This is a genomic window from Bacillus sp. JJ675, from assembly GCF_036963165.1.
GTDB lineage: Bacteria > Bacillota > Bacilli > Bacillales > Bacillaceae > Bacillus > Bacillus glycinifermentans.
Genome location: NZ_JBALMR010000080.1, coordinates 1 through 12,322, shown reverse-complemented (window position 1 = coordinate 12,322; position 12,322 = coordinate 1). Strand labels below are relative to the sequence as shown.

16 protein-coding genes, 1 other RNA gene and 2 pseudogenes are annotated in these 12,322 nt (G+C 45.4%); 11 read left to right on the top strand and 8 right to left on the bottom strand.

Annotated elements, in window-relative coordinates:
- Positions 1-25 precede the first annotated feature (25 nt).
- The 3 genes and pseudogenes from V7126_RS19970 to V7126_RS19960 all read right to left on the bottom strand — a co-directional run.
- Positions 26-220, bottom strand: a pseudogene (locus V7126_RS19970) (DMT family transporter); the annotation flags it as partial.
- Between the two features lie 11 nt (positions 221-231).
- On the bottom strand, positions 232-549 hold the full coding sequence (gene erbA / locus V7126_RS19965) for an SMR family multidrug efflux transporter EbrA (protein WP_046132488.1): 318 nt from the start codon (positions 547-549) through the stop codon (positions 232-234).
- 247 nt (positions 550-796) lie between these two features.
- The gene (locus V7126_RS19960) at positions 797-1,012 is read right to left on the bottom strand and encodes a hypothetical protein (RefSeq protein WP_335498536.1); all 216 of its coding nucleotides are present in this window, start codon (positions 1,010-1,012) and stop codon (positions 797-799) included.
- A 130-nt stretch (positions 1,013-1,142) separates the two neighbouring features.
- Here V7126_RS19960 and V7126_RS19955 point away from each other — a divergent pair, with 130 nt between their 5' ends.
- From V7126_RS19955 to V7126_RS19910, 10 genes are all read left to right on the top strand, one after another.
- Entirely contained in the window at positions 1,143-1,547 is a 405-nt protein-coding gene (locus tag V7126_RS19955) for a YmaF family protein (protein ID WP_175076114.1), read from the top strand.
- Between the two features lie 110 nt (positions 1,548-1,657).
- A complete protein-coding gene (gene miaA / locus V7126_RS19950) occupies positions 1,658-2,602 on the top strand; it encodes a tRNA (adenosine(37)-N6)-dimethylallyltransferase MiaA (RefSeq protein WP_175076113.1) in 945 nt (314 codons plus the stop codon).
- 40 nt (positions 2,603-2,642) lie between these two features.
- Positions 2,643-2,864 carry an RNA chaperone Hfq gene (hfq, locus tag V7126_RS19945; RefSeq protein WP_006640257.1) on the top strand — a complete coding sequence of 74 codons (222 nt, stop codon included), beginning with the start codon at positions 2,643-2,645 and terminating at the stop codon, positions 2,862-2,864.
- 150 nt (positions 2,865-3,014) lie between these two features.
- On the top strand, positions 3,015-3,227 hold the full coding sequence (locus tag V7126_RS19940) for a hypothetical protein (protein WP_046132492.1): 213 nt from the start codon (positions 3,015-3,017) through the stop codon (positions 3,225-3,227).
- A 248-nt stretch (positions 3,228-3,475) separates the two neighbouring features.
- A complete protein-coding gene (nrdI, locus tag V7126_RS19935) occupies positions 3,476-3,871 on the top strand; it encodes a class Ib ribonucleoside-diphosphate reductase assembly flavoprotein NrdI (protein ID WP_046132493.1) in 396 nt (131 codons plus the stop codon).
- Complete coding sequence (nrdE, locus tag V7126_RS19930; protein ID WP_216898656.1) at positions 3,828-5,930, top strand: class 1b ribonucleoside-diphosphate reductase subunit alpha; 2,103 nt, start codon at positions 3,828-3,830, stop codon at positions 5,928-5,930. Before nrdI ends, nrdE begins: the two co-directional genes overlap by 44 nt.
- A gap of 20 nt (positions 5,931-5,950) precedes the next feature.
- On the top strand, positions 5,951-6,925 hold the full coding sequence (nrdF, locus tag V7126_RS19925; protein WP_046132495.1) for a class 1b ribonucleoside-diphosphate reductase subunit beta: 975 nt from the start codon (positions 5,951-5,953) through the stop codon (positions 6,923-6,925).
- 119 nt (positions 6,926-7,044) lie between these two features.
- Positions 7,045-7,662 (top strand): hypothetical protein, encoded by a 618-nt coding sequence (locus V7126_RS19920; protein WP_216898654.1) that lies wholly within the window; start codon positions 7,045-7,047, stop codon positions 7,660-7,662.
- A gap of 77 nt (positions 7,663-7,739) precedes the next feature.
- A complete protein-coding gene (locus tag V7126_RS19915; RefSeq protein ID WP_046132503.1) occupies positions 7,740-8,405 on the top strand; it encodes a GntR family transcriptional regulator in 666 nt (221 codons plus the stop codon).
- A gap of 4 nt (positions 8,406-8,409) precedes the next feature.
- A complete protein-coding gene (locus V7126_RS19910; RefSeq protein WP_046132504.1) occupies positions 8,410-9,231 on the top strand; it encodes a DMT family transporter in 822 nt (273 codons plus the stop codon).
- Here the strand turns inward: V7126_RS19910 and V7126_RS19905 are convergent.
- A pseudogene (locus V7126_RS19905) lies at positions 9,177-9,437 on the bottom strand (transposase); the annotation flags it as partial. The gene V7126_RS19910 and the pseudogene V7126_RS19905 overlap by 55 nt on opposite strands.
- Before the next feature lie 83 nt (positions 9,438-9,520).
- Complete coding sequence (locus V7126_RS19900) at positions 9,521-10,282, bottom strand: N-acetylmuramoyl-L-alanine amidase (RefSeq protein ID WP_175076109.1); 762 nt, start codon at positions 10,280-10,282, stop codon at positions 9,521-9,523.
- 156 nt (positions 10,283-10,438) lie between these two features.
- On the opposite strand from V7126_RS19900, the gene ssrS reads away from it, so the two are divergent.
- Positions 10,439-10,622: non-coding RNA, 6S RNA (gene ssrS, locus V7126_RS19895), on the top strand.
- A gap of 348 nt (positions 10,623-10,970) precedes the next feature.
- Here the strand turns inward: ssrS and V7126_RS19890 are convergent.
- From V7126_RS19890 to V7126_RS19880, 3 genes are all read right to left on the bottom strand, one after another.
- Entirely contained in the window at positions 10,971-11,456 is a 486-nt protein-coding gene (locus V7126_RS19890) for a DMT family transporter (RefSeq protein ID WP_046132760.1), read from the bottom strand.
- 22 nt (positions 11,457-11,478) lie between these two features.
- Positions 11,479-11,928, bottom strand: coding sequence for a DMT family transporter (locus tag V7126_RS19885; RefSeq protein WP_175076108.1), 450 nt, complete (start codon positions 11,926-11,928; stop codon positions 11,479-11,481).
- Between the two features lie 187 nt (positions 11,929-12,115).
- Positions 12,116-12,322: UPF0715 family protein (locus V7126_RS19880; protein WP_335498529.1), on the bottom strand; the 207-nt coding region annotated here is incomplete at its 5' end.

Below are 12,322 nucleotides of genomic sequence, written 5' to 3'. Positions count from 1 at the left end.
GACAGGGTGCAGATCACATTGATATGCCTGCCCATGTGGCATATGCCGATGACAGGGCGAGCGTTTTTAGAGAAAAGCTGAGAAATGTAAAAGAAGAAGCAAACCCGATCACGACGCCGATTGCAGGAACGGGGGCGCTGAAACCTTCCGAAAGCTTCAGCATCGTGCTTCCGAATACTTCTGAAAGAATGGCCGCCGCTAAAAATAGAATTCCTTTCATCTAATCCCTCCTTACGACAAATTGATCAGCACAACACCCGCAACAAGGCAGACGATGCCAAGCATCGCCCGGCGGTTCAATTTTTCTTGAAACCACAGGACGCCGATGACGGTCGTAAGCACTGTGCCCGCGCCGCTCCATGTCGCATATGAAAGGCTGAGCGGAATGGATGTTAATGTCAGCGACATCATGTAGAAGGCCAGTGCATATCCGATCACAACGAGCACCCCCGGCTGCCATCGCTTAAATCCGTCAGAGACTTTCAGCATTGCGGCGGCTGCCGCTTCGGACAATATCGCGACTAGTAGAAACAGATAGCCTGTGATCATTAAAAAATCCCCCTTCACGAGATTCGGCGGATGTGCTCATCTGAGAGCTTTTTTTTTGAAAGCGTCAATTCAAACGTTTTTAACATTTTCCCCACCTCGCCGAGCGAAAACGCTTGTCCATTGCGGCGAAGGATTTTTAGACATAAAAAAATCCCCCCGCAATGATGTACGGCAGGCAAAGTTCATCATAAATGATCCGAAAGTTCCAAGTCAAGGTAAAAAGGCCCCGTCCAGGGACCTTTTTTGATTACCAATAGTAAGGATACGGTCCGTAAGGATATCCATATCCGAAACCGGGGCCGAGGAGCGCTCCTGCTGTCAGACCGCCTAAAAATCCGCCGAAAAACGGTCCCGGTCCGAAAAACGGCCTGCCGAAGAACGGCCTCCCGAAAAACGGTCTCCCAAAAAACGGTCTGCCGATGATTCGCTCATCCTCCAAATGATCAAATCCGAAATGATTCATAAAAAAGTCCCTCCAATAATAAAATGATATCTGACTACCATCAATGTATTCCGCCCGGTTGTTTTTGCTTGGGCAGGCGTTTATGCAATGCCCGATTTTTAATGAATCAGCCCGAAAAGGGGAGAAAGAAATGGGATTATATCAGTCAGACTGGTCGAAGGCCCCTGCGCATGCCCATGCATACAGGGCGAGAACGTCTGAAGCCGAAGGCCATATTCATTTGATTGAGGGGTTTACACAGCCGGCAAACGGAAGCAATACAGATTGTCATGTCCATTTTTATTCAGGGATTACGTCCTTTGAGAGAGGACACTATCATAGATACTACGCGATTACGGGGCCTGCCATACCGAGAGCGGACGGTACGCACTACCATGATATCGAAGACACTACTTATTTGGCTTACAGCACAGCTCTCCCGATCAGATACGGAGGCGTCGTTTATGTCGGTGAAGGACGCCGCAGGAAGACGCACAGACATGCATATAAAGGGATGACGAGAGAAGTGGTCGGAAATGAGCCGCTCGGCTGGTAAGGAAATGGAGGGAATGTTTTCCATGGGGCAAAAACGGGTAAAATGAAATAGGTGTTTTTGTGTGTTAAATGGTATAATGGGAGCAGCTTGCTTAAAGAGAGTGATCATTAGTGAATAAAAGGAAACCGCCGGTTATCGTTTTGATCGGACCGACCGCTGTCGGCAAGACGCAGTTAAGCGTGATGCTGGCCGGAAGTTTAAACGCGGAGATTATCAGCGGCGATTCGATGCAGATTTATAAAAGAATGGACATCGGCACAGCAAAAATCAAAGAAGAGGAAATGAATGGAATCCCACATCATCTTCTTGATATCAAGGAACCGACCGAATCTTTTTCCGTTGCTGAATATCAGGAGCTGGTCAGGGAGAAAATGGCTGAAATCGAAAGCCGCGGGAAGCTGCCGATGATCGTAGGCGGAACCGGGCTGTACATTCAATCTGTGCTTTATGACTATTCATTTACGGATGAAGCAAGCGATCCCGCTTTCCGGGCGGAAATGGAGAATATCGCGTCACAAAAAGGATCAGATTATGTGCACGGCCTGCTGTCAGAGCGCGACCCGGAATCGGCGAAAGCGATTCACCCAAACAACACGCGCAGGGTCATCAGAGCGCTAGAAATTCTACATACCTCCGGAAAAACGATGACTGAACATATGGAAGGACAGAAAAGAGAACCTTTGTACAATGCGGCCCTCATCGGGTTAACGATGGACCGCGAAGCGCTTTACGACAGAATTAACAGGCGGGTCGACCAGATGATGGACGATGGGCTTTTGGAAGAAGTGAAGCAGCTCTATGATGAAAAGGTCAGAGACTGCCAGTCTGTTCAGGCGATCGGCTACAAAGAGCTTTATGCATATCTTGAGGGCAGGGAGCCGCTTGAGGCTGCAGTTGAGACTTTAAAGCGAAACTCAAGACGCTATGCCAAACGGCAGCTGACGTGGTTCAGGAACAAAATGGACGTCGCCTGGTTTGATATGACGCCCCCTGTCAAAATTGAGCAGAAAAAACAGGAAATTTTCGCTTATATAGCAGGAAAGCTCGAACTTTAATCGAAACAATATGTTATAGAGAAACAAGGAGGACCAGAATATGAAATCGATAAATATTCAAGATCAGTTTTTGAATCAGATCCGTAAAGAAAATACATTTGTCACGGTCTTTTTACTCAATGGATTTCAACTGCGCGGACAGGTAAAAGGATTTGACAATTTCACAGTATTGCTTGAGACAGAAGGAAAGCAGCAGCTCATATACAAGCATGCCATTTCAACATTTGCACCGCAAAAAAACGTCCAGCTTGAACTCGAATAAGGATTCGCGGCTTCGAAAGACCATGCCCCCTGCATGGTCTTTTTTATGTCCGGGCGGCGCGATGCATACAAATTTACAAAGCAGCCGCGAATCGATAAACTAGGTATTGGTTAACACATAAGTTTTTAAATGCAAAGGAATGAGCGTACAATGAAACCTAAAATTGTCATCAACCATTGGGAAGAAACGTGTGAAGACGAGTCCTGCTACGAATACGGCACAAGCATTCTTGTAAACGGAAAAGAGCTGATCCGCGAGGCATCCATCCTGACGGCCGTTAAATCCGTGCTTGAAGAACTCGGAATCGAAGCCGATATTAAAGAAGTATGCGAGAACAAGTGTTGCGACGCTTACAAAAAATAAGTGAAAAAGTCTAGTCTACTAACTCAATTTTTTTCGTGTTATGATAGATTTCGGTTTGATGAGTAGGGTGAGCGTCAGCTCTCATTCTACTCATATTTCTTTGGCCTGTGGCTCCTCAGCTTGGAGCAAATTGTGAACTTTCTCGACTTGCGTATCAATATATTGTGTTTTTCTGAATGATAGTATACTATATATTGTGTAAGGCGAGTTGAGAGACTCGGGAACAATTTTAATAGGTCGTGATAATGATGATTCAAATCGTATTTGATTCAAAGACGGGGAATGTTCAGCGCTTTGTAGATAAAACGCCGTTTCGGAATAAACGGAAAGTCAGCGCAGACGAGTATTTAGACGAGCCGTTTATTTTGATCACGTACACGACAGGGTTTGGAGAAGTTCCGAAAACAACTGAGATGTTTCTTGAAAAAAACGCCCATCTCTTACTCGGGGTTGCGGCGAGCGGAAACAGAAATTGGGGAGATAATTTTGCGAGGAGCGCAGAAAAAATATCGAGACAGTATCAAGTTCCGATTCTCCACAAATTTGAACTCAGCGGGACGGCCAAAGACGTTGAACTGTTTACTCAGGAGGTAGAAAGAGTTGTCAGAAAATCAAGTGCCAAAATGGATCCAGTTAAACAATGAGATCATGATTCAAAAAGACGGGAAATTCCAATTTGATAAAGATAAAGAAGCGGTACATAGCTATTTTGTTGATTATATCAACCAAAATACGGTGTTTTTCCATGATCTGAAAGAAAAAATCGACTACTTAATCAAAAATGATTATTATGAAGAAGAATTTTTAAGCCAGTACACATTTGAAGAAATCAAAGAAGTGTTCAAAGAGGCATACGCAAAAAAATTCAGATTCCCGTCATTTATGAGCGCTTTTAAGTTTTACAACGATTATGCGCTGAAAACGAACGATAAGAAAAAAATTCTGGAGCGCTATGAAGACCGGATTTCCATTGTCGCCTTATTCTTCGCAAACGGCGATAAGGAGAAAGCGAAAGAGTTCGTCAGAATGATGATCAATCAGGAATATCAGCCGAGCACGCCGACGTTCTTAAATGCCGGCCGCAAACGCCGCGGCGAGCTTGTCAGCTGTTTCCTCCTTGAAGTCAACGATTCGTTAAACGACATTTCCAGAGCCGTGGATATTTCGATGCAGCTTTCCAAGCTTGGCGGAGGCGTGTCCCTCAACCTTTCAAAATTGCGTGCGAAAGGCGAAGCCATCAAAGACGTCGAAAATGCGACAAAAGGGGTTGTCGGCGTGATGAAGCTGCTCGACAACGCGTTCCGCTATGCAGATCAAATGGGACAGAGACAAGGTTCAGGAGCGGCATACTTAAACATTTTCCACCGCGATATCAACGATTTCCTTGATACGAAGAAAATTTCGGCAGACGAGGATGTCAGGGTGAAAACATTATCCATCGGCGTCGTCATTCCCGATAAATTCATCGAGCTGGCGAGAGAGGATAAAGCAGCTTACGTCTTCTATCCGCACACCGTCTATAAAGCGTACGGCGAGCATTTGGACGAAATGGACATGAACGAGATGTACGACCGTTTAGTGGAAGACCCGAGGGTCAAAAAGGAAAAAATAAACCCGCGCAAAATGCTGGAAAAGCTGGCGATTTTAAGATCGGAATCCGGGTATCCGTACATCATGTTCCAGGATAACGTCAACAAAGTTCACGCGAATAACCATCTGTCAAAGGTTAAATTCTCCAACCTTTGTTCGGAAGTGCTTCAGGCTTCCCAAGTTTCGTCTTACACCGATTACGGCCAAGAAGACGAAATTGGTCTGGATATCTCCTGCAACCTGGGATCGTTAAACATCCTGAATGTCATGAAAAACAAATCGCTTGAACAAACGGTCAAGCTTGCGACCGATTCATTGACGCACGTCTCAGAAACGACGAATATCACGAATGCTCCGGCTGTCCGCAAAGCGAACAAAGCGATGAAATCCATCGGCCTCGGTGCGATGAACCTTCACGGATATTTGGCGCAGAACGGCATCGCCTATGAGAGCGAAGAAGCGAGAGATTTTGCGAACACCTTCTTTATGATGATGAACTTCTACTCTATTGAACGTTCGGCAGAGATCGCCAAGCAAAAAGGGGAGACGTTCCATCAATATGAAGGTTCCGCATACGCGACGGGAGAATACTTCGAGAAGTATATCACGCAGGACTTCACGCCTAGATTCGAGAAAATTGCCAAGCTGTTTGAAGGCATGCACATCCCGACGAAAGAAGACTGGAAACGGCTGAAGGAATTTGTTGCAGAGCACGGCTTGTACCACAGCTACAGACTGTGCATCGCGCCGACCGGCTCCATTTCATACGTGCAGTCAAGCACAGCGTCCGTGATGCCGATTATGGAGCGGATTGAAGAAAGGACGTACGGCAATTCGAAAACATACTATCCAATGCCTGGACTTGCGCCGAACAACTGGTTCTACTACAAAGAAGCGTACGATATGGATATGTTTAAGGTTGTGGACATGATTGCGACGATCCAGCAACACGTGGACCAAGGCATAAGCTTTACATTGTTCCTGAAAGATACCATGACGACACGCGATCTGAACCGGATCGATCTTTATGCCCATCACAAAGGCATCAAAACACTTTACTATGCAAGAACGAAGGATACAGGGCAAGAAAGCTGCCTTTCTTGTGTCGTTTGATTAAAGGAGAGTATGAGAAAGTGACGAAAATATATGACGCAGCAAACTGGTCGAAGCATGAAGACGATTTTACCCAGATGTTTTACAACCAAAATGTAAAACAGTTCTGGCTTCCGGAGGAAATCGCCCTAAACGGCGATCTCCTCACATGGAAGTACTTGGGCCAAAACGAGCAGGATACATACATGAAAGTGCTCGCGGGGCTGACGCTTCTGGATACGGAGCAGGGAAACACGGGAATGCCGCTTGTCGCAGAGCATGTCGAAGGACACCAGCGCAAAGCGGTGCTGAACTTCATGGCCATGATGGAAAACGCGGTTCACGCCAAATCCTATTCGAACATTTTCATGACCCTTGCACCGACGGAGACAATCAATGAAGTCTTTGAATGGGTCAAACAAAATAAATACTTGCAGAAAAAAGCGCAGATCATCGTCGGGCTGTACGAAAAAATCAGACAAGGCGACAAAATATCGCTGTTTAAAGCGATGGTTGCCTCCGTCTATCTGGAAAGCTTCCTGTTTTACAGCGGCTTTTACTACCCGCTTTATTTTTACGGACAAGGCAAGCTTATGCAAAGCGGCGAAATCATCAACCTGATCTTGCGCGATGAAGCGATCCACGGCGTCTATGTCGGTTTGCTCGCCCAGGAAATTTACAATCAGCAGACGCCTGAAAAGCAAAAAGAATTATATGAGTTTTCGATCGACCTATTAAACGAGCTTTATGAAAACGAGCTTGAGTATACCGAAGATTTGTACGATCAAGTCGGCCTTTCGCACGACGTGAAAAAATTCATCCGCTACAATGCAAACAAAGCGCTGATGAACCTCGGTTTTGATGCTTATTTTGAAGAGGAAGAGATCAACCCGATCGTATTGAACGGATTAAATACGAAAACAAAATCACACGACTTCTTCTCAATGAAAGGAAACGGGTACAAAAAAGCAACCGTTGAACCTTTGAAGGACGACGATTTTTATTTTGACGAATAGTAAACTTAGTCTGGGCTGCAAGCGCCTAAGACGCCGGCTCCCCGCAGGAAGGGCCGGCACGTAAATGAAGAGCAGAACTTGTTCTGCTCTTTTATCTTGATTGGAGGAACACGGTTACGATGGGAAAAATGGATGAAATGATTCTCGTGGCACCGCGGGAAGACGTATTTGCAAATGAAACGCTGACATTCCAAGGCGTGAATAGCGACAAGGAATCAATCCGGCAAATCATGGCGCATATCGAACGGAACTTCAGCGAAATGAGAAGGGGAGACGCGGAAGAAAACCCTTCTTATAAACAGCCGATTCCGTATGTCGTTATCAAAAGGGAAGATGAAATTTTCGTATATGATCGGCTTGAAGGAGGCGGCGAAGCCCGGCTTCACAACAGGCTTTCGCTCGGTTTCGGCGGCCATATGAACGCTGCGGAAGGCCTCGGCTTTGCGGATGTTTTAAAATTAAACACAGACAGGGTGCTTGATGAAGAACTGTTGATCGATGAATCCGATAAAGGGAACGTGATAACGCTCGGACTGATTAATGATGATGAAAACAGCGTCGGCAAAGTCCATATCGGCATTCTCTCCGCACTTGAGCTGAAACCCGGCGCCCGCGTTGAAGTAAAAGAAAAAGACCAGATTGCAGGACGGTGGATGAAAGCCGCCGATCTGAAAGAAAAAAGCGTGTACGATCGGCTTGAAACATGGTCACAGTTTGTCGTCGACATTTTAGTATAAATGAGAAAGAGGTTCGGCCTTATGAGCCGAATCTTTTTTTGTTTGATCATAAAACCAAAATGCGATATATTGGTTTTATGATGAAGCATAACATTAAACCGCTTAAACGAATGTCGTTTCGTGAAGAAGTATACCAAACGCTAAAGCGTGCAATCGTCCAACTTGAGCTGAAGCCGGGGGAACGCCTTCATGATCAAGAGCTTGCAGCGCAATTCGGAATCAGCCGCACGCCTGTCAGAGAAGCGCTTAAACGGCTTGAAGACGAAGGGCTTGTGGAAGCCGTTCCGGGATCGGCGACAAGAGTCGCGCCGCTAAAAGCCGAGGAAGCAAGGCATGCCTTTACCGTGACGGCCGCTCTGCACGCTTTGGCTGTCAAGCTTTCGGTCCCTTCCTTAACAGAGGCCGCTCTGCAGGAATTGGAGGATTGCAACAAAAGTCTGCAGCATGCGATCGAAAAAGAGGACATCGTTGCAGCCATTGAAGCAGACGACTCTTTTCACCGGGTGTTTTTACATGCGTCGGAAAACCCTGAAATTACCCGTGCACTCGAAAAAATCGTCTCAAAAATTTACCGGCTTGAAATGTCACAGTTTTCTTCAGTCAGCAGTATGAAATCGATAGAACAGCACAAGCGGATTATCGAGGCTTGCAGGCGGAAAGACACCGATGCAGCCGTCAGGCTTGCAGAAGAAAACTGGCTGAGCCTTGGAGAAAGACTGGCCGGACATCCGGAGGGAGAGTAGGAATTTGAAACCGATCGTGCTCGGCATTTTTGCCGCTTTCTTTTTTGCCTTTACGTTTGTTCTCAACAGGGCGATGGAAATGGAAGGAGGGAGCTGGGTATGGAGCGCTTCCCTCCGTTTCATCATGATGGCGCCGCTTCTTTTTGTCATTGTTTGGGCAAGGGGAAATATCAGTGGCGTTTTTCGAGAAATCAAAAAAGCGCCGTTCGTCTGGCTTATATGGAGCACTGTCGGATTTGGCTTATTTTATGCGCCGCTGTGCGTTGCCGCAGCTTACGGTCCGGGCTGGCTGATCGCCGGAACATGGCAGATCACGATCATTTCGGGGTCCTTGATGGCGCCGCTTTTTTACGAAATCGTACAGACGCAGTCAGGGCCTGTAAAGATCAGAGGAAAAATCCCCTATAAGGGGCTGTCGATGTCGCTTATTATTTTGGCCGGAGTTGCGCTCATGCAGCTGGAACATGCTGCACAGCTTTCGCTTCAAGAAATGCTTTTTTGCGTCGTTCCCGTCCTTTTGGCTTCCTTTGCATATCCGCTGGGAAACCGAAAAATGATGGAGGTTTGCGCCGGCCGTTTGGATGCCTATCAGCGTGTATTGGGCATGACGCTCGCAAGCCTTCCGTTTTGGCTCGTCCTTCTAATGTACGGCTTGGCAGCAGACGGACCGCCGGAGAGAGGTCAGGTCATTCAATCGGGCCTTGTGGCCGTTTTTTCCGGAATATGCGCGACCGTCCTTTTCTTCGCTGCAACCGATATGGTGAAGGGGGATATGAGAAAATTAGCGGCTGTTTCACGGATCGACGTCCCATTTTCGATCATATAGTGAAGTACCTTCAGTTTATCTTCTACAGAATAGGTTGTATAGAGTTTTTGAAACGCACTTTCTCCATGGTAATGGTATTTGCGAATCCATACCTGAAACACACCTGACGAAACACCGATCTCTCTGGCGATTGTTTTATGCCCTTCCCTACCCGCAAGATACCTTTTGACCGCTTGTATTTTTTCCTCAGCTGTAAATTTAGCCATAAAAAACTGCACCTCCGATTGTTAGATGGTGTCTAACAATTGGGGTGCAGTTCATTTCCTGTGAAGGAAGGCAGGCTTTTTCTTTATTCCTGATAAAAAAAGGCCTCAAATCCGGCACTTTTCGCTTTCTGAACAAGCGCTTCAGCGTTTTCCTTTGACGAAAAAGCGCCGATTTGAACTTTATAAAGGCTTTCCCTGTAAATCACGATGGCGTCAAACCCATTCGCTTCTGCTTGAGAGGCTAGGGTATCCGCATTTGCTTTTTCCTTAAAGGCCCCAATTTGGACTTTATAAAGAGCTTCAGCCTTTTTGGTAAGGTTAAACGCTCTTGCCAGTCCATTCGCATGCCCTCTGACAATCGATTGAATAAAAGCTGATGATTTTAACTTATCGGCGTCATCGGCATTGTCGACAAACCCGTTTTCCGTCAACAATGCCGGCATCACCGTTTCTCTTAAAACGTGGAAATCGGCCGTCTTTTTTCCGCGATCCCTGAAATCGACGGCTTTTATTATCTCTTCATGAATCCTATCCCTGTAAGTGGTCGTAGGTGCGCCGACGCCCGGATAAATATACGATTCAAAACCAGTGCCCCCGCCGGCATTAATATGGATCGACAGATAAAAATCCGCGCCCCAATTGTTTGCGGCGTTCGTCCGCTGCGTCAGGCTGACAGTCTGGTCGCTTGTCCTGCTTAACTGAACAGAAACATTTTGATATTCATCAAGCAAAAGGTTTCTTAACGCAAGGGCGATTTGCAATGTTATATTTTTCTCGATCAAGCCATTTCCGCTCGCGCCTGCATCAGAACCGCCGTGTCCCGGGTCGATGAAAATTTTAACCATATGACATCACCTCATCCATAGTGTATGAAAAACTTGTACAGAAGGGTTGTACAGCCGTCATATATTAACTGAATTTTGGTAATATTCAGCTTATTTGCATCTTTTTCCTTCTCGAAGACAACGGTTGATTTTGATGTGCAAATATCATATAATACAAATACGCTGCATTGTACGTAATGATAATTAAGTTTTAACCTTTAAGCTGTAATAGGGAGTTTTATATCGAACCTGGAATGCCAAGCCTTCTTTGAAAGGACGGCAGGAAAGTTTCTGCAGACACCCACTTTGAGGAGTGTGGTTTAAAACTTTCTTACTTGCATACGGCAATTGCAGCACCCTAAGTCATTTTGAATAAAATGGCTTTTTTATTTGTCTTCAAACAATTTATTATAAAAATGTTATGTCAACTAAAATAGCGTCCGTCTAAATGACGGGGAGAAAAAGGGCAGATCCTTTTATTTTTTCAGCAAATTTTTTGGCCCTGAGACGAATTTGCGGTTTTAACCCAAATCGGCGGGCAGAGCGCGGAAGACCCTGTCTGAACAGTCGCCTGTCAGTATCCCTGTCTTTTCCTTTTATAAAAACCTTCTTGGCGCTGCTTCATCCATTTTCTTCGAAAAATCTTTTCACATCTACGGTTTTATTTAGTCTCCACTCCTTTTTAATTTTCCGGCTATACAAATTGGCATCAAAAATGCTGAATGATCATAATTCCCGCGATCATGAGTACAATTCCAAGAATGCGCTGTACATTCAAGCGGTGTTTAGCGATCCCGAACCATCCAAAATGATCGATGATAAGGGCGATGATCATTTGGCCGCTTAAAGCCAAAACAACAGTAAGGGATGCTCCGACAATCGGCAGAAGCAAAATATTGGACGTGATGAAGATGACCCCAAGTATTCCGCCTGTCCAAAGCCACCAAGGGTTGCCTGTGATAAAGTTTTTTGCTGTTTCTAAATGGTTTGAATGAAATAACCGGCGATGTTCGATGAGTGATGTAAGAAAAAGAAGAACGATCAATCCCACCAAAAAAGAAACAAGGGAGGCGATAAATGGCGAATGGAGTGCAATCCTCAGCTCTGAATTGATGGATGTTTGAATCGGCGATGCCATTCCGGCGAAGAGGCCAAGCAGCATGTAAAGAAATATGTATATGGATTTGTTTTTCATTGATGATGAACTCCCTTGTTATTTAATATTTTTTGATGATGAAAACCCCGAATATAATGAATAAAATGCCGATCATTCTAGGGAGGTTTAATTCATGAACGGGAACATGAAACCATCCGAAGTGATCGATGGCGATCGCCATTATCATCTGCCCGAGAAGGGTGACGACAACTGTCAGCGCTGATCCAAGGCGCGGAAGCAATAGAATATTTGATGTTAAATAAAATACACCTAAGCACCCGCCTCCGATGACTATCCACCATGGAAGGGAAGGGAGAAGCCCAAAAATAGATAAAAAACGGTGCTCTGTCAGCAAGGCAGCAATGAGCAGGATCAACGTCCCGACAAAAAAAGAAATAGCTGCTGCCCCGTAAGGAGACCCGATTTTCATGCCCAGTCGTGAATTAATGGAGGTTTGAACAGGAATGGCCATTCCAGACAAAATACCGGCCAGCATTAAAATCATCATCATTTTGTAAAACTCCTTTTTAGACGGTTATTGGAACGATTATTCGGGATAATGTTTCTTGCAGCATAAATACAAACGGCTGAAATCTTGCCGCCGGGCGGGGACACCTTATATTTTGGCGAAAAGGAACTGTTGATGCAAGTGCTGATTTATTAAAAGAAACGAACATTTGCGGCTTTGTGAGAACACTTTATTTAATGCTTTTTTTCTGTGCACATATCGAATCCCAGAACCAATATACAATCCCGGAAACCGTGCCATACCAATAAATTTCTGGTCTGGTATATAAAGGTGGATGGAATGGCTCACTCATTAAATAAAAAATCAAAAAGTTTGATGCTAATGACATGAGCAAATAGACAAGAAAATAAACCGGCGAGAATGATCTGCACCCTGT